This window comes from Paenibacillus sp. J31R122 (genome assembly GCF_056269185.1).
This window is the reverse complement of record NZ_JBWDNM010000008.1, coordinates 188,228-209,905: the sequence shown is the minus strand read 5'-3', so window position 1 is coordinate 209,905 and position 21,678 is coordinate 188,228. Positions and strand designations below refer to the sequence as shown.

Annotated in this window: 24 protein-coding genes and 1 other annotated feature (1 of these 25 running past the window's edge); of the genes, 7 read left to right on the top strand and 17 right to left on the bottom strand. The window is 44.6% G+C overall.

Features of this window, described 5'->3' with window-relative positions; genetic code table 11:
- Positions 1 to 139: 139 nt before the first annotated feature.
- The 12 genes from AC0YN7_RS15375 to AC0YN7_RS15320 form a co-directional block, all read right to left on the bottom strand.
- Entirely contained in the window at positions 140 to 1,765 is a 1,626-nt protein-coding gene (locus AC0YN7_RS15375; protein WP_475810886.1) for a putative polysaccharide biosynthesis protein, read from the bottom strand.
- A 41-nt stretch (positions 1,766 to 1,806) separates the two neighbouring features.
- Positions 1,807 to 2,532 carry a ThuA domain-containing protein gene (locus tag AC0YN7_RS15370; RefSeq protein ID WP_475810885.1) on the bottom strand — a complete coding sequence of 242 codons (726 nt, stop codon included), beginning with the start codon at positions 2,530 to 2,532 and terminating at the stop codon, positions 1,807 to 1,809.
- 21 nt (positions 2,533 to 2,553) lie between these two features.
- Positions 2,554 to 3,036 (bottom strand): DUF456 domain-containing protein, encoded by a 483-nt coding sequence (locus AC0YN7_RS15365; RefSeq protein ID WP_475810884.1) that lies wholly within the window; start codon positions 3,034 to 3,036, stop codon positions 2,554 to 2,556.
- A gap of 6 nt (positions 3,037 to 3,042) precedes the next feature.
- Positions 3,043 to 3,795, bottom strand: a complete 753-nt coding sequence (locus AC0YN7_RS15360; RefSeq protein ID WP_475810883.1) for a Cof-type HAD-IIB family hydrolase — start codon at positions 3,793 to 3,795, stop codon at positions 3,043 to 3,045.
- 289 nt (positions 3,796 to 4,084) lie between these two features.
- The gene (locus AC0YN7_RS15355) at positions 4,085 to 5,560 is read right to left on the bottom strand and encodes an ABC transporter substrate-binding protein (protein ID WP_475810882.1); all 1,476 of its coding nucleotides are present in this window, start codon (positions 5,558 to 5,560) and stop codon (positions 4,085 to 4,087) included.
- 267 nt (positions 5,561 to 5,827) lie between these two features.
- The gene (locus AC0YN7_RS15350) at positions 5,828 to 6,697 is read right to left on the bottom strand and encodes a metal ABC transporter permease (RefSeq protein WP_475810881.1); all 870 of its coding nucleotides are present in this window, start codon (positions 6,695 to 6,697) and stop codon (positions 5,828 to 5,830) included.
- On the bottom strand, positions 6,694 to 7,635 hold the full coding sequence (locus AC0YN7_RS15345; protein ID WP_475810880.1) for a metal ABC transporter permease: 942 nt from the start codon (positions 7,633 to 7,635) through the stop codon (positions 6,694 to 6,696). Before AC0YN7_RS15345 ends, AC0YN7_RS15350 begins: the two co-directional genes overlap by 4 nt.
- 3 nt (positions 7,636 to 7,638) lie before the next feature.
- Positions 7,639 to 8,445 carry a metal ABC transporter ATP-binding protein gene (locus AC0YN7_RS15340; RefSeq protein WP_475810879.1) on the bottom strand — a complete coding sequence of 269 codons (807 nt, stop codon included), beginning with the start codon at positions 8,443 to 8,445 and terminating at the stop codon, positions 7,639 to 7,641.
- A 22-nt stretch (positions 8,446 to 8,467) separates the two neighbouring features.
- Complete coding sequence (locus AC0YN7_RS15335) at positions 8,468 to 9,430, bottom strand: metal ABC transporter solute-binding protein, Zn/Mn family (RefSeq protein ID WP_475810878.1); 963 nt, start codon at positions 9,428 to 9,430, stop codon at positions 8,468 to 8,470.
- Positions 9,431 to 9,670: 240 nt separating this feature from the next.
- The gene (locus AC0YN7_RS15330; RefSeq protein WP_475810877.1) at positions 9,671 to 11,749 is read right to left on the bottom strand and encodes a peptidoglycan D,D-transpeptidase FtsI family protein; all 2,079 of its coding nucleotides are present in this window, start codon (positions 11,747 to 11,749) and stop codon (positions 9,671 to 9,673) included.
- 44 nt (positions 11,750 to 11,793) lie between these two features.
- Positions 11,794 to 12,951, bottom strand: a complete 1,158-nt coding sequence (locus AC0YN7_RS15325) for a transglutaminase domain-containing protein (protein WP_475810876.1) — start codon at positions 12,949 to 12,951, stop codon at positions 11,794 to 11,796.
- A gap of 2 nt (positions 12,952 to 12,953) precedes the next feature.
- A complete protein-coding gene (locus tag AC0YN7_RS15320) occupies positions 12,954 to 13,406 on the bottom strand; it encodes a hypothetical protein (RefSeq protein WP_475810875.1) in 453 nt (150 codons plus the stop codon).
- Positions 13,407 to 13,566: 160 nt separating this feature from the next.
- Between AC0YN7_RS15320 and AC0YN7_RS15315 the strand changes: the two genes are divergently transcribed.
- The 3 genes from AC0YN7_RS15315 (at position 13,567) to AC0YN7_RS15305 (ending at position 15,475) form a co-directional block, all read left to right on the top strand.
- Positions 13,567 to 14,733, top strand: a complete 1,167-nt coding sequence (locus AC0YN7_RS15315; RefSeq protein ID WP_475810874.1) for an MFS transporter — start codon at positions 13,567 to 13,569, stop codon at positions 14,731 to 14,733.
- A 66-nt stretch (positions 14,734 to 14,799) separates the two neighbouring features.
- Positions 14,800 to 14,982 (top strand): hypothetical protein, encoded by a 183-nt coding sequence (locus AC0YN7_RS15310; protein ID WP_475810873.1) that lies wholly within the window; start codon positions 14,800 to 14,802, stop codon positions 14,980 to 14,982.
- Between the two features lie 121 nt (positions 14,983 to 15,103).
- Positions 15,104 to 15,475, top strand: coding sequence for a ribonuclease M5 (locus tag AC0YN7_RS15305; protein WP_475810872.1), 372 nt, complete (start codon positions 15,104 to 15,106; stop codon positions 15,473 to 15,475).
- Here AC0YN7_RS15305 and AC0YN7_RS15300 read toward each other — a convergent pair.
- Complete coding sequence (locus AC0YN7_RS15300; RefSeq protein ID WP_475810871.1) at positions 15,472 to 16,077, bottom strand: SCO family protein; 606 nt, start codon at positions 16,075 to 16,077, stop codon at positions 15,472 to 15,474. The genes AC0YN7_RS15305 and AC0YN7_RS15300 overlap by 4 nt on opposite strands.
- A gap of 46 nt (positions 16,078 to 16,123) precedes the next feature.
- The gene (gene cyoE, locus AC0YN7_RS15295; RefSeq protein WP_475810988.1) at positions 16,124 to 16,999 is read right to left on the bottom strand and encodes a heme o synthase; all 876 of its coding nucleotides are present in this window, start codon (positions 16,997 to 16,999) and stop codon (positions 16,124 to 16,126) included.
- 239 nt (positions 17,000 to 17,238) lie between these two features.
- On the opposite strand from cyoE, the gene AC0YN7_RS15290 reads away from it, so the two are divergent.
- Positions 17,239 to 17,661 (top strand): cell wall hydrolase, encoded by a 423-nt coding sequence (locus AC0YN7_RS15290; RefSeq protein WP_475810870.1) that lies wholly within the window; start codon positions 17,239 to 17,241, stop codon positions 17,659 to 17,661.
- Between the two features lie 281 nt (positions 17,662 to 17,942).
- On the top strand, positions 17,943 to 18,416 hold the full coding sequence (gene gerQ, locus AC0YN7_RS15285) for a spore coat protein GerQ (protein WP_475810987.1): 474 nt from the start codon (positions 17,943 to 17,945) through the stop codon (positions 18,414 to 18,416).
- A gap of 10 nt (positions 18,417 to 18,426) precedes the next feature.
- Here gerQ and AC0YN7_RS15280 read toward each other — a convergent pair whose 3' ends face one another.
- Entirely contained in the window at positions 18,427 to 18,711 is a 285-nt protein-coding gene (locus tag AC0YN7_RS15280) for a hypothetical protein (protein WP_475810869.1), read from the bottom strand.
- Positions 18,712 to 18,799: 88 nt separating this feature from the next.
- Between AC0YN7_RS15280 and AC0YN7_RS15275 the strand changes: the two genes are divergently transcribed.
- Entirely contained in the window at positions 18,800 to 19,786 is a 987-nt protein-coding gene (locus tag AC0YN7_RS15275; RefSeq protein WP_475810868.1) for a metal-dependent hydrolase, read from the top strand.
- 134 nt (positions 19,787 to 19,920) lie between these two features.
- Here the strand turns inward: AC0YN7_RS15275 and AC0YN7_RS15270 are convergent, their stop codons facing one another.
- The gene (locus AC0YN7_RS15270) at positions 19,921 to 20,133 is read right to left on the bottom strand and encodes a small, acid-soluble spore protein, alpha/beta type (RefSeq protein ID WP_475810867.1); all 213 of its coding nucleotides are present in this window, start codon (positions 20,131 to 20,133) and stop codon (positions 19,921 to 19,923) included.
- A 133-nt stretch (positions 20,134 to 20,266) separates the two neighbouring features.
- Between AC0YN7_RS15270 and AC0YN7_RS15265 the strand changes: the two genes are divergently transcribed.
- Positions 20,267 to 20,443 carry a DUF5325 family protein gene (locus AC0YN7_RS15265; RefSeq protein ID WP_475810866.1) on the top strand — a complete coding sequence of 59 codons (177 nt, stop codon included), beginning with the start codon at positions 20,267 to 20,269 and terminating at the stop codon, positions 20,441 to 20,443.
- A 38-nt stretch (positions 20,444 to 20,481) separates the two neighbouring features.
- Here the strand turns inward: AC0YN7_RS15265 and trpS are convergent, their stop codons facing one another.
- Positions 20,482 to 21,471 (bottom strand): tryptophan--tRNA ligase, encoded by a 990-nt coding sequence (gene trpS, locus AC0YN7_RS15260; protein WP_475810865.1) that lies wholly within the window; start codon positions 21,469 to 21,471, stop codon positions 20,482 to 20,484.
- Positions 21,472 to 21,532: 61 nt separating this feature from the next.
- Positions 21,533 to 21,678: a binding site (T-box leader), on the bottom strand; it runs 105 nt beyond the window's last position.

Genomic DNA, 21,678 nt, shown 5'->3' with positions numbered 1-21,678 from the left:
AGTATGAATGAAATAAGCCTTCATTACTGACAAACTTAATTCATTGTACAGGAGACTCTAACTATTGTAAATGACTGGAAAGCACTTGTTTTGTAAAAAGTTTGAGAAGTCCACTAGACGCTTCGATGTATAATGCTCATTAGAGAGATTTCTTATAAAACGGCTTAAGCAGCAGCGTCAGCAGCTTGCGAAGCGGCCCTGGGAACGAACGGATATCCTCAGGAGTTACAACTCGAAGTGCAGCAAGCAATACCACATATAAACCTCCGACCACAAGCGCAGTTACAGCTCCGGCAGCCATATAGGCAAGCTTATCCGGCCATGAGCCTGTCAGAGCAAGAATGCCATTTTCGGCGCCCCAACCTGCTAAAGCTGGTACAGCAATAGCAACAAGGTAAGCAGCCCAGCGGCGTCCGAGCACATTCAGCTTTACTTCTTTGTTGATTTTTCTTACATTTAAAATCGTAATGACGATAAAACAAACCGTCGATCCAATTATAAGCCCATATACACCGAGCAGCGGTGCAAGAGCGATACTAAGCACCACCTTGAGACCGAGCCCGATGAAAGTATGATTCATAGGCAGCTTCGGCTTGCCAAGTCCATAAAGGATCGAGTTAGTTGTCATCATCGTAATCTGAAAAATCGTACCCGCTGTAAGCAAAGCTACTGTTCCGCTTCCGCTTGGACTGCTGAATAGAAAGCCCGTAACAGAATAAGCGGCAACAGTTAGCAGCAACGCGATCGGTACACCTGTGAAGCAAACAATTCGCATAACAAGCGATGATTGCCGCTGTACCTCGTTCATGTTTTTCACAGAATAGGCTGACGAGATGACTGGAATGATAGAAGCTCCCAACGCAATGGCCAAAATAGGTGGAATGCCGGCTAGCGACATCGCTTTGATCGTATAGTCAGCGAGCACATGGGTGGCCATATCTTCACTATAAAACGCCTCAGTTAGGCGCATGAACAAGGTTGAATCAAATGTATATAGAAACTGAACGGTCATCGCCGTTACGACAGCCGGTATAGACATACTGAAAATCTCTTTATAGATGGATCTGAAAGGTATAACAGAACCCATTTGCACAGCTCTATCGCTGCCAGCATGATCATTCCGCTTACTTTCAGCTAAATCTTGCCTCTTGAGCTTGCGCGCATACCACAGCATGACTAAAAAAGCGCCTATACTTCCGAACACACCGCCGAATGTAACCGCTGCAGCACCCCAAGCATCGCCCCAACCCCAAGCGAGCACGATAAGACCAAGACCAATACCGGTAAATACCCGTAAAATTTGTTCAACGATTTGTGATACTCCACCAGCAGCCATCAGCTGTCTGCCTTGGAAATAACCGCGCATCATCGCGATAATCGGAAACAGCAGCAAAGCTGGCGCAATTGCTCGAACTGCCAAGCTAGCACTCGGCTTCTTCACGATATCCGCATACATCGGAGCTAGGGTGAACATAAGTACCGCAAGGATTACTCCTGTTACGGCTCCGAATACTAACGCCGCTTTATAGATCCGTTTAGCCTCTTCCGGTCTTCCCAATGCATAACGCTGTGATACCATCTTGCTGATCGCGCTCGGAATGCCTCCTGTAGCGACAATAAGCAGCAGCAGATAAACTTGATTTGCTACACTAAATGCAACTTGGCCATCCTTGCCAAGCATATAATCGAGCGGTACGCGCTGAAACAGCCCAAGAAATCGTGCCGTCAGCGCTGCTGCCGCGAGTATGAGTGTCCCTTTGATCAACGAATCTTTTACTAATCTCTGAGAAGCTATGATGCCCACTCCTATTCTTTATTCGCAATTGGCTCTAGCGGCTGATGATTGCCGCGAACCGGAGTCGCCGTGTTAGAAGGAGCGGCCCAGCGTATACCGTTTTGAATGACTTGCAAAATTTGCGGATTATAATATGTTGGATAAGTTTCATGCCCAGGGCGGAAATAAAAGATTTTACCCTGGCCGCGGTTAAAGGTACAGCCGCTGCGGAACACCTCTCCACCCTCAAACCAGCTTACAAAAATGAGCTCATCCGGCGCTGGGATGTCAAAGTGCTCACCATACATTTCTTCGTTCTCAAGCGTAATGTATTCAGGTAAGTTAGCGGCAATCGGATGTGCTGGATTTACAACCCAAATCCGTTCTTTCTCACCGGCTTCGCGCCATTTCAGGTCACAGCCAGTACCCATAAGCTTTTTGAAAATTTTAGAAAAGTGTCCTGAATGCAGTACAATTAAACCCATACCGTTCAATACCCGCTTCTGAACCCGTTCAACAATGGCGTCCTCAACCTTGTCATGACCCATATGTCCCCACCAGATCAGCACGTCAGTATTTGCAAGACGTTCCTCTGTCAGTCCATGCTCCGGCTCTTCCAAAGTGGCGGTTGCTACCTCAATGTCATCGCAGGCCAAACCTTTAGCTAGCACTTGATGAATACCATCCGGATATACTTTCGCTACCTCATCATGTAGTTTCTCATGCAAAAACTCATTCCAAACTGTAACTTTAATCATGCTTAACTCTCCCTTTAACGATTAGAATACGAGCCACAAAATAAATAGTACGATCATCGCCAATTGTAAAATGACCTTCACGACTACACTCGTAAATAGACCGACAACTGAACCAAGACCAACCTTTAGCGAGCGTTCCATGCTTGTACCGACAATCATTTCACCAATTACCGCTCCTGCAAATGGTCCAATGATGAGACCAAAAGCAGGTATAACGAACGGTCCTAATATTAAACCAATCGTACTGCCGATAATAGACGCCCTGGAGCCTCCAAATCGCTTGACCCCCCAAGCACTGACCGCATAGTCTGCTATAAAGAGCACAATTACAATTAAGGTCTGGATGATCCAGAAAAAGATCCCAAATTCATCAAACGAGAAAAACCATCCATATACAAAAAATGCGAGATAAATCGCTAATACGCCTGGCAAAATGGGATAAATGGTACCCGCCATACCGATTACGAATAACAAGATGACCAATACCCACCCTAATATATCCATACGCTATCACCCTTTCAAAACATATCGTTTAATTACTTCGGCTACTCCGTGCTCGTTATTTGTCAAAGTAATAAAATCAGCTGCTTCTTTGACAGCTTCCTGTCCATTGCCCATAGCTACACCAAGCCCTGCTTCACGAATAGCCGCTATATCGTTCAAGCTGTCGCCTACAGCAATGACCTGCGACATCTCAATGTTCATCACTCCGCACAGCTCATGCAGCGCGCTTGCCTTGGACACGCCAAGCGGGTTAAGCTCTAGGTTCGATGGAGAAGAGTTCGTAATTTCAAACGCGCCCCAGCTTTCCACCTCTGCTAAAATTTTGTCCCTTGCTTGATCATCCTCCGTATAAAAGCCGAATTTCAACCAATGATGCGCCTCATAATCACCCACCGGGCTAATCCATTTCTCTTTGTTAAAAATATCTTCAGTCGTATATGCCCAAAACCACGGCTCTCCATGAGCCAATGCAAGCTCATGCAGCCTTTTCACATGAACCGGACTCATATGTGTTCTTTTATGAAGCACATGCGGCCGATGCCATATTTCACTGCCGTTTACCGTAATCATCGGAGTGTCCAACTTTAATTGCTCGGCGTAAGGCAGCGCGCTTCGAAATCCCCGTCCAGTCGAAAAACTGACTGTGACGCCTGCATCCATTGCTTTTTGAATCCACTCTGCATTTTCCGTACTAATTTCACTCGTCTCATTCAGCAAAGTTCCATCCATGTCAAGTGCAATTAGCTTATATTGTTCCATTAATGTGCCTCCTCGCAGCATTTCCGCTTCAATAATTAACTCCAACTGATTAATTATTTTAGCACACTTATAGCAGATTCTAAATGAAAGCCGCAGTCTTTTTCAAGATCAACAAACAAACGTAAACAACTATCACCGTCCTTGCGGCAAAAGCATTCGTATCGCGGGTATATATAAAGCCTATTTATAAGTGAAAACTTATAAAGTCATATATATTAAAAGGAGCAGCCCTCGCCTGTTGGCGAAACCTGCTCCTTTAAAAGTCATAAATAAAAAATGTTAAAACTAATCACTGAGTTATCGTCACGCTTTCGGATTGGGCTTGGGATTCAACTTCAACTTCAGCTCCAGCGGCACTGTTTATTTCAGTTCCTTCAGCGGGTGCTGCGGCATCTTCTTTCAAGAGCAGCTCCTGCCCAATTATCTGCAGCTTACCAAGCACTTCTTCGATTGAAGCCGTGCCAGCCTTAAGCGGCTTAAGCTCCTGTTCTGCCGCTCCATTAAACCCCATCCAGAAGTTTTTCGGCAGCTTATCAAAATCCTTGTAGACATTAATTGTGCTCGGCTTTAGCTTATAGAAGGCCGCAAAATTATGCCCGCCGTCATCTTTTATATAATCCGTTCGCACTGGGAAGCCACCGTAGTTTCTTGATTTCGACTTCACTCTCGCGTATTCATCACTAGTCACATATTGTAGAAATTCCCAAGCAGCTTCCTTATTAGGTGATTGCTCCGTTATTGCAAATAAATTGTTAAACGACATATAACTGCTTTGATCTGGATACTGCTTACTCACGGGTACAGTAACTAGATCCCAATTTTTGACGATTAGTGATTTATCTTTAACATTATCCTCGGCCTGTTTAATCTGATCGATATAATTGTTATCACCAAAAACCATTGCCAAACGCCCGGCTATAAACGGATCTCTCAGAATGTGATCCTCATAGCTAGTGCTGCTGCTCATCGCCATATCTTGATTTTGGCTTTCAAAATAAAGAACTTTCGAATTTACTGCGTCAAGCGCTGTCTGATACACATCTTTCCAAGCATCCGAGTTAATCGTCATTTCTTTCTTAGTTGGATTAACGAACTGAATGCCCTCTGAAGTAGCCAGCATATTTGCAAGTTCAAAAAGGTTGTCACTGTAACCGAATTTCAGCCCGTATACGCGCTCTTTCTCTTCCCCTTCCGTTGGGAATTGCCGTGCCAGCTGTATCATTTCGTTAAAGCTCATCTGGTCAGTAGGATATGGTATTTTGTATTTTTCAAACAGATCCTTGTTATAATAGACAGCTTGGCTATAAAAATTTGGAGTCAAGCCATAAACCTTGCCGCCGCCCAGCTCTTTCAAATAATCGATCATACCAGGTATAAGGCCTTCTGTATTATATCTTTCCTTTTCAATTGAAGGATCTAAGTCGTATAGTTTACCTTCGCTTGCAAGCTTCTTATACTGCTCTGCTTGCAGCAATACAATATCAGGCTTTTCATCTTCAATAAACTTCATTGTTGCAGCCTCATAATCTACATTTTCTCCCGCATAAATACCTGAGGTCGATTTAATCTGAATATCAACGTTAGGATATAACGCGGAGAACAACATCCCGTACTCCTGATAGAAGTTACTTTCATCGTAGTACATTATTGTTAACGTCGCTTCCTTCTTCTTGTCCAAACCATCTTTGCCCGCCCCAAAACTGCATCCTGTCAGCAAAGCGGCAATTAATGCAGTCGACAAACCAAATTTGATAAATGATTTCATATGTAAAATTCAACCTCTCTTCGATTATTAAATATTGCTGTTGAATACGATTCCTCTGCCCTCCTCCATCACTCTATATAACATTAGACATAAAAACCAATATGTCCCAAATATAATACGTAATCTATTCAGAAAAAGTTACCAATAATTTATATTTTTATAAATGTAAACAAAAAAAATACTCGTTTAATGGAACGAGATTGAGGAGTCTTTATCCTCATCTCTCCCATTAAACGAATATTTAGTGGAAATATATACATACCAAATCTATGCTAATTGTCTCAACCGAAGCTTCTTAATAACGATTCCATGCGAAGGTGAAAACAGAAAGGCCACGACGAACAACACAGATGCCGCGCAGACCATGCAGCCAGCAATTGAAGCATCCAGCATTACTGCAGCGCCATAACCGATAAAGGTACTGGCGATTCCTACCGCAACGCTAAGTACAATCATAACACCAAGTCGGTCTGTCAGCAGATAAGCTGTTGAAGCTGGAATGATAAGCAAGCCAACAACTAAAATGGAACCGACGCTTTCGAATGAACTGACCGTTGCCATAGATACAAGACCCATCAACAAATAGTGGAACACGGCGACGGGAATGCCGATTGCAGCAGCCAGCGCTGAATCAAAGGCACATAGCTTAAATTGTTTATAGAACATGCCGATTACCGCAACGATAACCAGTAATGTAAATCCAAGCAACCATACGGCCTTCGGTCCCATGTTTACTCCACCGAGCACCCATATGTTCCAATGCACATAAGCAATTTCACCATAAAGAATTGCGTCCTGATCCAAATGCACCTGCCGAGCATACAAACTTACAAGTACGACACCTATCGCAAATAGCGACGTGAATACAACACCAATCGAAGCGTCAGATTGGATCCCGCTGTTTTGAAACATTTGGATCAGAAACGTCGCCAGCAGACCGCAGACTAGCGCAGCAAACATCATAAGCATCGAATCAGTTGATCCACTAATCAGAAAGGCAATAACAATACCCGGCATGACCGAGTGACTAATAGCGTCGCCAATCATAGCCATTTTACGTAATACAAGAAATACTCCTAATATACCGCAGCAGCTGGCAACGAGCGTACCTGTCAACAAGATCCAAAACTCGCTCATAGCGCGGCCTCCTTTTTCGCGTTCTCATGTATACGGAGCTCCACGTCACGACTATAACGCTGCTTCACCCGTTTGCGGGTCAGACGCTTCGCTAACAAGCCTCGTTGTGGACCGAATAAAATCGATACAAAAAACAGCAATGTCGCAGCCAGCACAGTTACCGGCCCAGTAGGCAAATTAGAAACGGAAGCGCTTATCCACGTGCCAATCCCTCCGCTTATTGCACCGAATAGGCCGGACAGCATTACCATTAAACTAAGGCGATCCGTCCAATATCTCGCCGAAACAGCAGGTGTAATGAGCAATGCCGCAACAAGCACAACACCAACTGCCTGTATGCCTGCTACTACAGCGACGACCATCAGCAGCATAAGCAACTGCTCTAGTAAAGCGACAGGATAGCCGATTCCTCGCGCGAAGCCAGGGTCAAACGAAATGATTTTAAACTGCTTGAACAACAAGGTGCAGATCGAGACGAGAGCCAAGCACACAATTGACATCGTAATAACGTCTGATCCGATCATTGAAGCAGCCTGCCCGAATAAAAACTTATCCAAACCTGCTTGATTCCCATAATTCCCGTGCTGTATTAAAGTCAGAAGCACAATGCCAAGTCCAAAAAATCCAGATAATACGATGCCCATAGCGGCGTCCTGTTTCAACTTGGAATGACGAGTAATGTACCCGATTCCAAACGTAGCAATTAAACCTGCAATGCCTGCGCCAACTAGAAAAAGTGCGATCGATTTAATGCCTGTTAACATGAACGCGATACAAATTCCAGGTAAGGCGGCATGCGCGAGCGTGTCTCCCATTAAGCTTTGCTTACGCAAATAAGAGAAGCAGCCAATAACTCCACTGCTCAATCCCAGTAAGGTACAACCGAGGAAAATCCATTGCATATTCGGGTCAGCCAGCATGGACCATATCGTTTCCATCGGTCACACACCCTTTCCGCCAGTAGATAGCGGGGCTTGCAGGCTGCGATCAAGAAAGGCAAGTCTACCGCCATATGTGCGCTGCAATTGCTCCTGAGTGAAAGTCTCCGCCGTTGGACCAAAGGCTTGAAGCTCCACATTAAGCAGCAGAACGGTGTCAAAATAATCCTGTACGGTCGCCAAATCATGATGGACAACAATAACCGTCTTCCCTTGGAGCTTCAGCTCCTGCAGCAGCGTAATAATCGCCTTCTCGGTCGCGGCATCGACGCCTGCAAACGGCTCATCCATGAAATACAGCTTCGCGTCTTGTGCTAGCGCGCGGGCGAGAAATACCCGCTGCTGCTGTCCACCGGACAGCTGGCTGATTTGCCTGCCTGCATAGTCGGCCATTCCAACCTTATTTAAGCACTCTAGTGCAATTGCTTTATCCTTCGCTCCAGGTCTGCGAAACCAACCGAGATGTCCATATCTGCCCATTAATACAACATCAAGCGCATTCGTTGGAAAATCCCAGTCAACTGATTCACGCTGCGGCACATAGCCGATCATCTTCCGCTGCTGCTTATAGGGCTTGCCATATACAAGCACATCTCCGCCAATGCTTGGTATTAAGCCCAGCGCCGCCTTCATCAAAGTTGACTTACCGGCTCCATTTGGACCGATAACGCCAACTAACTCTCCCTCTTTCACTTGAAACGATACGTTTCGTAATACCGGCTTTTTCTGATAAGCAACACTTAAACCAGAAATAGTCAACGGCGCAGCCGCTTCGATGTTCGTTGTCCTAACTGTATGTGTTTGACTCATTTTCATCACTCACTTTCCATGCTTATTTCAAGGCATTCACAATCGTATCGACATTGTGCTTCACCATACCGATATAAGTACCTTCCACTGTTCCAGCGTCGCCCATCGCATCGGAGAACAGCTCGCCGCCGATCTTAACCTCATGGCCTAATTGCTTTGCGCCTTCAATGACCGACTCGATCGATTTTTTTGGAACGCTCGATTCAATGAAAACCGCCTTAATTTTGTTTTCTACCAAATAGTCCCGCAGCTTGCTTACATCTTTAGATCCGTATTCAGACATCGTATTCATGCCCTGCAAACCCGTGACAGTTAACCCATAAGCCTCTCCGAAATAACCAAAGGCATCGTGTGCTGTAACTAGAATCCGATCCTTCTCCGGGATGAGTGCAATTTGATCGCGCGCGTACTTATCAAGCTCCTCGAGCTCTTTGATATATGCTTCCGCTCTGTTCTTGTAGTAATCTTTATGATCAGGATCCTTCTCAGATAAAGTATCTCGAATAACTTCGGTAGCGGAGATCCATAGCTTCACATTAAACCATATATGCGGATCATGGCCGCCCTGTCCTTGCTGCGGGTTAGCATGAAGCTGTTCCTCCTTCAAATACTTGGAGACGGCAACCGTCGGCTTGCGCTGCTCTAGCTTCTCGAACATTTCAGCCATTTTCCCTTCCAAATGCAAACCGTTATAAAAAATAACATCCGCATCATCGAGCTTTTTGACATCGCCTTGTGATGCTTTATAAAGATGGGGATCGACTCCCGCACCCATCAAGCCGCTAACCACAACATATTCTCCTCCGACTTGCTGAACAACATCGGTGATCATCCCCGTAGTAGCTGTAATTTTCAGCTTTCCATCCCCGCCAGTCATTGCTTGCTTATCCCCGCATGCTGTTGCAAGCATCACAGTTAGCGTCAATAGAAGGATGGTCATAATAAATCTACGGAAAGCAGAATTCATCTTATACTCTTTGCGCAATTGTAAAACCTCCTCGTAATAGCCTATTAGTATGATTAACTTTTTGCCCTTATGAACATTATTTTACCTCAAGCCTTTTTTTTAATAATACACAAAAATGTTTCTCTAGTGCAACATTTATTTTTGATGCTGATTTATTTCCGTTCCCGGAGTGCCTATTTAAACACAAATAAGCTGCCCTCAAGCAGCAATAGCTACTTAAAGGACAGCTCATTTAATTAAAATCAATTATTTAAAAAGTTATTGTGCTGCACCGCCAGTAACCGCATTATCAGCGTTATTAGCCGTGTTATCCGCTGGTTTTTTCGGAACTCCTGTTAGTCCAATCTCCTCATCGTACGCATCAAAGATTTGACGTGCGATTGGCGATGCACCATAGCTACCATAGCCTCCGTCCGGCACGACCACCGCAACCGCAAGCTTTGGATTATCTGCCGGCGCGTAAGCGATAAAGACGGCGTTCTCTGCTCGACGAGTCGCTACATCTTGCTCAGATGTACCTGTCTTACGCATGTAGGAATAACCGAAATTTTCAAAGCCTTTCGAGCTAACCTTCGACATACCCGCCTCAATTTCTTCCCAATATTCTTCTGGAAGATCGATCGAATTTAAAACCTCTGGCGTATAGCCTTGAATGACATTCCCATCCGAATCCTTAATTTCGTTAACGAATTGCGGCTTCAATCGTTTACCATGGTTAGCAAGCATAGTAACATACTGCGCTAGCTGCAGCGTCGTATAACGTCCCTGTTGGCCAAAAGAAGCAAAAACAAGTGCTGACTGGGGACTGGCTTTTTCAGCCTCGTTAAAGTAATCGATAACACCTTTTGATTCATTTGGCAAACCGCTTCCCGTTAACACTCCAAGACCGAATTGCTTCATGTAATCATCCCAAATTTCAATACTGCTCTTGCCATTCTGCGTGCCACGCATATAAAGCTTATTAGCGACCATCGAAGCCAAAAAGGTATTGGATGAATGCTCGATAGCTTTCGCAGCATCAATGTTCCCATACACGTGGTTTTGAGAATTTCGAATAAATGTCTCATACCCTTTTTTACCGAAAGAAAATACCCCTGTGTCCTTATAAATGGTCGTCGGTGTAAACAATCCCTCATTTAATCCAACTAAAATGGATAATGGTTTTATGACTGAGCCAGACGGAACAATAGACGATGGATGCTTATCCCGCTCCGCATCTGAATACTTGCCGTACACCGTACTAATCGTCCCATTTTTCAATACGTTCCCAAAGTTTTCATAATCTGCTGGACTAATTCGACCGCCTGCCCAAATGTTTGGATCGTAATCCGGCATACTTGCCATTGTGACTACTTTACCTGTATCAACCTCCATAGCGACTGCAAAGCCAGTTTCCGCATAAGGAGCTCTCTCAAAGCTATTAGAGGAGGTTCTTATCTTTTTTAAATGTTCCATAATTGCCGCTTCTGTCTTCAACTGCATATTTTTATTGATCGTTAAATAAAGGTCTGAACCCTTCTCTGGGTTCGTAATCTGCATTGGACCGATTACTTGTTCTGCATTGTTGACGGGATAGGACTTCAATCCATTTTTCCCCCGAAGCACGTCCTGATACATATATTCCAGTCCATCTACGCCAACGTCTTCTTCTTCCAAGTATTTGAGCTTCGCGTCCTTCTCTAAGCTCTTCTCCTTATAGAAGCTGAAGTTATCCCTGACACCGCCCTTATACTTCTTGAGATATCCGACCAATTGAACCGCTATGGAGCTATCATCATAATTTCTGACGCTTTCCTCCAAAATATCTACGCCCTTTAAGGACGATCGATTTTCCATAAAATAAGCAATTTCCTTGTTTGTCAGACCGGATTTGATCCGGCGCGGTGTGGATATCGTATTAATCCGGAAATCAAGATCCATTTGGCGTATAATATCATCTTCCGTCATCGACTTGGACGGATCACCGTATTCAGCAAACACCTTCGCCAATTTTTTCGCCATTTCCTTTTCAACCTTGGCCCATGAATTATCCTTAGAATTGTCAGGCTGTGATTGAATGGTGAAATATAAAGATTGTGTTGATGTTGAATAAGCGATTGGATAACCAGTAGAATCATAAATATTGCCCCGTATTGGCGGGATAGGCACTTCTCTAGTCCCCTTCTTACTTCCTTCAGCCGCAAGCTTAGGGCCCTCAACGAACTGCAAGATCGCAAGCTGTACAATCAATATACTAAACAAAGCAAAGGTAACAAAAAAGAAAAAGTTTAAGCGAAATGAAAAATGTCGTCGATTTATAATTTCACGTTTTTGCGGATCATCTTGCAAGCTTATCACCTCATATCCTCGTATCTAAAAATAAAGTTACTGCATTTCGTTAACTAAGCATCTCTAATATGTGTTTTATCAAACTGAGGCGGGTTAAACCAATCTCCCGAACTCGCCCACGTCGCGTCGAGCGGAATCCAATCGCCATCTCCCACACCAATCTTTACTTCATTCCAAGCATGCGGACCATAGCCGCCTCGGCCATCCGCCCCCATACCAGTAACGACCCGAACCTCCAAGCCCGCTGAGCGAGCCATGACTGCATATAAACGTGCTATATCTATACATACGCCCTTGCGCGTATCAAATGTCTGTGACGGTGTTTGTTCTTTCCATATGCCTTGCTCTTCATAATTGTTAGCTTTATCCCAATCATACGCGATTCGAGTACCCAGCCATTCATATAGCTTGCGCGCTTTTTCCTCGTTCGTTTGCGCATCTTTCGTTACGAATAATGCGGCTTGCTCAATTTCTTCAGGTACAGCATAGTCAATAATCTCATACTTGCGTTGCAAAATTTGCTGGAATTGTGCTTGTACTGCTTCTGTTAATACCGGTCCCTGTCCTGCCAGCACATTGCCTGCTACAGGTTCAAGCAAAGCGGCTGCCTGCTTATAAAGCGGAGATGCTGCTATTCGATCTGCATACCATGCGTTTGGCAGAAGTGAAACATAAACGAACAATAATGCGATAAAAACAAATGATCGCCCCGCACCATGAGCAGCGCCAATTATAGCACCGACAGCGCGGCTTGCGAGCTTCTGACCTGACATTTGACGCTCATTGTCATGCCTGCCGCTCCTTAGAGCCCCCTCAACAACCCTCTCTAGCAGCGGCTCGATGAAAGATGCAAATGCGCGCAGGAGCAAATAGCTTAGAAGGAATAGTACGCCATACCGAAGCAGTGCAAAGTCACGGATACTCGTTAGCATTGTAAACCACGCTTGCTCGAAGGAGCCAAGCTCACGCGTCGGCAGGTTTACAGTCCTAACGAGCCAATCAGCGATCAATGGTGATAACCGTTTGGCTAGCTGACCCGCCAGCAATAAGCAAGCAACAATGACAACACCTTCCCAAATAAAAAAGAAAAGACGCCTCGCAGAACCCGATGCGCCTCTCCTCATCCCTTGCACAAGCGAGCCAAGCAACAGTAAAAGAACAATAATCGCAACTGGTTCCGGCTCTCGAAATAGTTGATCCCAATTATTCATTTCTATTGCCCGTTCTTCTTGGCTTGATCGATGAAGGTTTGTATCGTGCTGTCAAGCTCCCATTTGCCGAGAGGAGCTCCACGGAACGAGACAGTCACCTCGTTCACGCCTGGTTCACCAATAAGCGTTACATTATTTGTTTTTACTGTAAAGGTACCATCCGCATTCGACTCGAAGGTAGCATCCTTTGCTTCGCCTACCATAGCGCTAACCGCCTCTTGCTTCACTGTTCCTGCAACCTTAGTGCCGATTTCCTTCAAATCATCCATGCTGTAGCCGCTATAAACGACAATACCTAGTACAATTACAGCAACGAGCGCCCATTTCACGACAGTCTTTACAATACGGATAATGAGAAATAGTACGACGAGTGCAATTACTAATATGAGCCAATGCTCTTTGAAAAAGGTCGTCCAGGTGTCTACGTCATACGATGAAAAATTCAAAAAATCCAATACAATCCCCTCCATTATAACTCGCGCGTAACCCCATTACAAAATATTATAACCTACCAGTTACAGGGCGTAAACGCTTGCCACCCTTTTAACAGACATATCCTGTCCAACTTAAACGTACAAGTAGGTATGAAGGTATTACGCAAGGAGGAACAGCCCTGTGAAAACAGCTATATGGCTTTACTTATTTTTGTTTATCGCATTTTTTGATTTACATGCTCAATATCCCATTTTAACTCCCTTCGCAATCTCTATCGGAGCTGCCCCTTCCTTTATCGGTCTTATGATGGGGATGTACTCTATCACACATTTGCCCGGCAATCTCATTGCCGGCTTTGGCGTTGATCGATATGGCAGCAGGTTTTTTATCGTATTTAGTTTATTTGCAGCAGGCGTTGTCCTTCTCTTCCAATCGCATGTTACCAATCCATGGGAGCTTCTTATTTTGCGTTCTATCAGCGGGTTTGTACTTGCCTTTTTATCTCCAGCGTGTCTTTCCTTGCTCGCTCGAATTACAAGCGACCGGATCGAACAGGGCAAGCTCATGGCCGGTAACGGACTTGTCCATACATTAGCATCTGTCGTCTCTCCGGCTGCTGGAGCCTACTTGGTCGCTAAAATCGGATTTACAACCGCCTTTAGCTTACTAGGCTGGGTATTAATTGTAACGGCAATATGCGCTCTCTTCTTCATTAAGGAAATTCACTTGAAGCCCCAGCTGTCAGAAGACGACGCGGCAGCTCTTGCCAAAAACCAACCGAAGCTGCCGCTTGAGCCTGCTGCTCCAATCCCATGGCTTATATTTCTGCTGCCGGCAGCGATCAGCTGTGCTCAAGGCATACTATCTTTCGAGCTTCCGTTGCTTGCCAAGACACAGGAAGCCATGCTGACAACCGGATTACTGTTCTCCGTTGTAAGCATCGGCGCACTCGTCACGCTTAGCATGCTTTTCTTAAACCGCGTATCCGCATTTGGACGTACATTATGGGGCTCACTTATTTTAGCTATCGTTTACTTTTGCATCGCATCAGGCACTCCCGCTCCGTTTGCGGTAATGCTGCTTTTTGTCGGTATGGCCAAGGGCGTCATCCTGCCAGCCTTATCCACGCTGCTGATTGAGCTAAGCGGCGGCGCGCGTTATGGGAGAACATTCTCTGTCTTATCGATCGCATTCTCGATCGGAGCTTTCATTGGACCTATGGCTGCAGGCCAGCTGCGAGATCATATTTCCCCCTACTATCTCGCCTTTATCGGCCTTATGATTGCAGTTACTATACTACCGCTCTATATTTCTCGTTCACTGCCGTCTCGCACCCATTTTTCATGAATTGGGTAGAAGCACAGGGCTATCGCCTCACATGCACATACAATAGCGTATGGCAGATGACCAGTAATGACTATCGTCTCACTGCTTCTGGCACATAAGCTGGTGAATGGAAAAGGGGTGACTCCTAGCATGTCTGGAAATGTAGAATCTGCAAGCAGAGGTAATGGATATAACGGCAACTCAAACATCGGCACTATCCTTGTGCTCTTCATATTACTTGTAATCATCGCTTGCGCTTGGATGTACTAATAAGTTATCAACACCAAAAACACAGGAAAACGGCCTGCGTCACGCATGCCGTTTTTTTGTATCGGTAAAAATAAAATTTGGTGGTAAAATAGAAGGAGCTTGTACAACCGGAGGTGACCCCTTGGATATTGCCATAATTGTAGAAGGAAAAAATGATAAAAGCCGCTTGAGACGCGTTTTACAAGCTGAGGTCCCTATTTACTGCACTTTCGGAACACCAGGCACTGAGCAGCTTGAGAAGCTGCGCATGCAAGTCGGATATAAACAGGTATACATATTTACAGATAACGATTCGTCAGGTAAACGAATTCGCGGTCTCCTTCGTGACAGCTTTCCTGACGCTGAACATATTTACACACGAAAAGGTTATTCTGGAGTCGAGCACACACCTGAGGATTACTTGATCTTGCAATTAGAAAAAGCGGGTCTCGATACGCTTATTATCTATCCTGCGCAGAGTCCCGCTTCTGTATGGAGTAAAGACGAATTTTAGAGAAGCTTGTTTAATTCTTTTACAATTTGATCGGCCGTTAATTCCTCGTCGCTGCCATTAAATTGTTTGCGAATTTCTCCATCTTTATCTACGATTGTAATAACGTTTGAGTGGACAAAGGAGCCATCCGGAGCCTTCTGCACAATTATACCAAACCCTTTGGCTAACTCTGCGGTCGCAGCTTCCTCACCCCGCAGGAAGTGCCAGCTATCAAAGCTAGCCTCTACTTTGTTGGCAAATTTGCGAATAACTTCAGGCGTGTCACGCTCTGGGTCGAATGTTATGGATATGAGCTCCGCTTCCTTACCCAGCTTACCTTCCGCTTCCAACTGATCCTGCACCTGTGAGAGGAGGAAGGTAGTTGGCGGACATACGTCTGGACAATTAGCAAAATAGAAATATACGATTCGCGCTTTTCCATTAGTAGAAGCAAGTGATACCTGTTTCCCATCAATATCGGCAAGCTCGAATGCAGGTGCAGCTCCTAATTTCGGAAGCGGCTGCTTCGGTTCCATTACGTAAGTAAAAAATAAATAAATGCCCATAACTGCGCAAAGCGCCAATACTGCAATTTTAAAGCCATGCTTTTTTGCGAAGCTCACTACATTCACTCCTTAAAATTATGAAAGATATATGGTATCAAACCTATTATGAGAATGTCGTATTAAGAATCATAGCTAAAAATACAACCATTAAGTAGTTCACAGAAATAAGGAAGTTTGTCTTCGCCCATTTCTCAGTATCTGGAGCTGAAGTTCCCTTCAAAGTATGAACCAGCCACACTATTCCTCCAATTACAGAAATGATCAAGAAGTAGATGCCGGCATATCCGTACGTATACATTAAAACCACAACAGGAAGAAGCAAAACAACATATGGGATCATCTGCAGCTTTGTCCGTTTAATACCTTTCACAACAGGCAGCAGCGGATAGCCCGCAGCCCGATATTCTTCAACACGGCGAATGGCGAGTGACCAGAAATGGGCCGGCTGCCATAAGAACAGCAAAGCAAACAATAACCAAGCACCAATGTCTATTTCATTCGTCACTGCACAATAGCCGATTACAGGCGGCATGGCACCGGAAATTCCACCTATAGACGTGCTCCAGGTCGAAGATCTCTTCAACCACATCGTGTAAATAACAATGTAAACAAACCATCCTAACAGACCAAGCCATCCTGTTAATGGATGAATGGAAAATAAAACAACCAGGCCAGCAATTCCCAAAATAATACCATAAGCGAGTACCGCTCCTGGCTCCATTCGACCAGTTGGCAAAGCACGGTTTTTCGTGCGCTCCATCTTCAAGTCAAGCTCACGATCCCAATAGTTATTCGTAACTGTTGCGGATGCAATAATCAGTGTAGAGCCGATAAGCACCCATATGAGCAGGATAAAATCAATATCCCATTTGGAAGCAACCCAGAAACCACCTAATGCGGCGAACATATTTAGCCGAAGCAGCCCTGGTTTAGTTAGATCAATTAAGTCTTTCAGCACGAAGCGAGCCTCCCGAGTTATGCGACAAGACGCGTTTGCGTCTATCTTTCATTGATGAATCGTTCTTAATCATACCGAAAAAAGATGGTAATGACAACGTACATAGTTTTTGTTCATCATATTGCCACGCAAATTGTGACAAATCGTTTGTAACCAAATGGGCTGACGTTCAATACAATAACAATGTAGTTAGAAGCCTATAACTTTCCACGTCTTAAATTGCAAAAAAAGTTTACGAAGGGAAGTGAACCATCCCGTTTATGGCAGTCATTAAAACAAATTCCGAGAATACGAAAATGCTCGCTCGGCTCATGCGTGCCGAGGCAGAGGGTGAAGGTGAGCTCGGAATGCTTATGGTTGGCAATGTCGGCGTAAATCGTATTCTTGGTAATTGTCTAGATTTCAGAAACATTCGCTCTATCCCAGATATGGTATATCAAAGTCCTGGCGGTTTCGAAGCTACACAAAAAGGTTACTTTTATCAGTCTGCTCGCGACAAAGATATACGATTGGCAGAGCGGGTTATTAACGGCGAACGTCAACACCCCGCATCAAATGCGCTTTGGTTTTTCCGGCCAGCAGGCAATTGTCCTGATACATGGTACGATCAGGCAAATAGCGGTCGCTTTAAAAATCATTGCTTCTTTATCCCAACACCTGGCGACTGTCCTGCTGTTTATTAAACCTACAATTTTTCTAAAATGCGAAAGCGAGGAACAACAGAATGTCTAACGGTTATGGCCACAAAAATCAGGTAAGTCCAGCAAACATAGCTCCTCAGCACGGTCAAGGTTATGGAGGCTACGGCAGTTATCCACAGCAAATGGGCGGCAATTTCCCGACTACATTGCCAGCTCAGACGATGCCAAATCCAGTAATGCCTAATGCTATGATGCCTACTGCAATGATGCCTACTGCCGCAATGCCTAATTCAGTTATGCCAAGCTCGGTAATGCCAAAAGGTATGATGCCGACCGGTATGATGCAAACAGGAATGATGCCGACCGGTATGATGCAAACAGGAATGATGCCGACCGGTATGATGCAAGCAGCAATGATGCCGCCAAACGTACCAAGCGGCTCCTTTGTTACACCGCAAGGAGGCAACATCGTTACGCTACCAAATGTTGAGGAATCCTATGTAGAAAATATTTTACGTCTTAATCGCGGCAAAATGGCCACCTTCTATATGACTTATGAAAATAACCGCGAATGGAATGCTAAAATCTTTAAAGGAATTATTGAAGCGGCCGGTCGCGACCATATTATTATTAGCGATCCTACAACGGGTATGCGCTACTTACTATTAACTCTAAATTTAGATTACGTAACGTTTGATGAGCCAATTGCATACGAGTATCCTTTCCAAGGTACTGTAGTAAGCTCTAGTACTCCACTCGGCATGGCAACACTTGGCACCGCGAACTCAAGTCGTTAATATCCGAACGTTAGTCATGTGCGGGCTTAAACGTCCAAATATGTAATTTATCCGTACCCCCATCTATCCAGTCCGATATACGATACCAAGGAGAACGCTCGTTGCAGCGTTCTTTTTTGATTCGTTCAACCTCATCCAACGTATCCGCGTGCCATACCTCAACAAACAAGTTTGACTGATCAGTTCCTTCATATAAATGTATGCTTGCAGTTAAACCAATTAAGCTCTTTGTATAGGAAAGGAAGGAATCTCGATGCTCAGACATGATTTTATATTCCGCGAAACAAATGTACATTTGCCCTAGTCTCCTTTAAATTAGAATGATAAAATTCCCTCGAATCGAAGATACTACACCTAATGATTTCAATTAGGAGGAACCCCACATGGACACAGGTACGCATCTTGTCATGGGTATCGGACTTGCTGGACTTGCAACAGTAGATCCCATTGTCGCGTCAAATCAAACCATTCTGACAGCCGTCCTTATTGGTACTATTGCCGGTTCCTTGGCGCCTGATTTAGACACTCTTCTTCGTTTCAAAGGAAATGCCACTTATATCCGCAATCATCGCGGTATATCACATTCCTTGCCTGCTATAGCCATTTGGACAATTCTTATTACCGGCATTATCCAGCTTCTCTATAAAGGTGGATTGCCTTGGCTTCATATCGGAAGCTGGGTGCTTCTTGCGGTTTGTCTTCACGTATTTACCGATTTGTTTAACACGTATGGAACTCAAGCAATGAGGCCGTTTACGGAAAAATGGATATCCTGGAACATCATCCATATTTTCGATCCAATCATTTTCACCGTGCATGTACTAGCTATTTTACTCTGGGCAGGTGGTTTCGTAAATCCAGCCATATTATTTCCGCTCATGTATGTATTTCTTGCCATTTACTATGTGTGGCGGACCTTGGCAGCAAAATTCACCGGTCGGAAGCTCATTGCCATAGATAAAGAACACCAAGCCGGCGATATATATTTTGCAATTCCAACTATTTCATTATCGGTTTGGAACGTTGTAAAGCAAGTCAAGGATGGCAGCTTCATTATTGGTAATTTGCGCAATGGCGCTTTACAATGGCTCGATCATGTGAAATGCTCCTCTCATCCCGCTGTTGCGCAATCTAAAAACGATCCCGCTATTCGCGCCTTCTTATACTTTACAAGCTTCGCATGTGCCGATGTGCTTGAACATCAATGGGGCTATGAAGTCAGATGGTCTGATGTCCGCTATCGCCACCGAAAGCAATATCCATTTGTAGGCGTGCTGCTCATGAATAAGCAGCATGAAACGATCGGTTCCTATGTCGGTTGGCTCAGTGATGAACGTTTAATGAAGAGATTGCGTATGGATACTTATTAGCACAAATCATCGGAATGCCGCTTCCCTTTAAATGGGATACGGCTTTCCTTTTTTTTTTGCTCCGAAACGTGTAATATAAAAAGAAGCCCAAGGCACGCCTTGGGCTTCGATTAATCATTGTGTATGAGAAGCGATTAACGGGATCCGCCAGACAATTGTTGTTCAGCAATTTGTACTAGCTTTTTCGTGATATAGCCTCCAAGAGAGCCTGCATCGCGAGTTGAAACATTACCGTAATAGCCATCTTGAGGAATTTGTACGCCTAGCTCTTGAGCAGCCTCAAGTTTCATTTGTTGAAGAGCTTGACTTGCTTGTGGAACAATAAGTTGATTTCTGCTTCCTGCCATTAGGTATTTCTCCTTTCGTCCTCTGCACTTTAATGTGTGTTGCAAGCTTGCAAACTTATTATGCGCACGTGACGGGAATCTATGCTTCAATCTAAAAAAATATGTTGACGATTTGTGAGGGAGAGACGACACCATGTCCAAACCGCTTTCTTTACTATTTGCCGTAATAGTTACTCTACTTATGTGCGCCACCGCTATATCAATTAGTCACAGTGGTTGGCTCGTTTTACTATTCAGTATTCTAACGCTATTAACGACCGGAGCTGGTTTTATCGTACGTGCTCGCATGCGCAGAAAACAACAGAGCTGACGCGATAAATCGCATCAGCTCTGTTAAATTTCAGACTGCTAGCCGCGTGGCAATAAAAACCCCATTCGTTCTTTTACATCAGCCAAGGTGCGCTCAGCTACGATTGATGCGCGCTCCGCACCTTGCTTCAGAATGTTATGAATCTCCCCTGAATTGCGGATTTCACTATACCTAGCTTGTAAAGGCTCGATAACAGCTACAACATGCTCAGCAAGATCCTTCTTGAATGGACCGTAGCCCTGACCCTCATATTTAGCCTCAATCTCATTGGTTGTCATGTTAGCGCAAAGCGCGTAGATACTCATTAAATTACTGATCTCCGGCTTATTTGCTGGATCATATTTAATTTCTCTTCCTGAATCTGTTGTAGCCCGACTTATTTTTTTGCGAATGACAGCCGGCGGATCAAGAAGCTTAATAGCGCTGCCTTCATTCGGATTGCTTTTGCTCATTTTTTTGCTCGCATCATCTAGAGACATAATACGTGCGCCTACCTCTGGAATATAAGGCTCTGGGATTGTAAAGTAATCGCCAAATCTGGAATTGAAGCGATGAGCCAAATCACGCGTTAGCTCCAAATGCTGCTTCTGATCATCGCCAACAGGAACAAGATCAGCATTATAAACTAAAATATCGGCAGCCATTAGAGACGGATAAACGAACAGGCCAGCTCCTATTGAATCCTTTCCAGCCGATTTGTCTTTGAACTGCGTCATTCGCTCTAGCTCACCCATATTAGTCAATGTCGTGAGCAACCATCCAAGCTCCGCATGCGCGCGTACATGGGACTGCACAAATACATTTGCTTTGAGCGGATCAATACCGGCAGCGATATACAATGCGGCTACTGTTTCTGTTTGCTCCCTTAAAGCTGCTGGATCTTGAGCAACGGTAATCGCATGTAAATCAACTACCATAAAATAACATTCTTCTGTTTCTTGAAGCTTTACGAAGTTTTGCATCGCTCCGATATAATTGCCAAGTGTAAGCTGACCGCTAGGTTGAATACCGGAAAGTACTTTTTTCATTGTCCCTCTACCCCTTTTATTTCATATTTTATAGTTAAAAAAACGCAAAAAATCCCCCGCCGCAAGGGACGAGGGACCGTGGTGCCACCCTAATTCGCTTATAGTTCACCAACTGTTGCTCAGCAGTGATTGTCTATAAGCCTTAATTGCTCTGTAACGGAGAGCATCCGTACAAACATCTTCAGCAGCTGCCGAGTTCCGTTCATA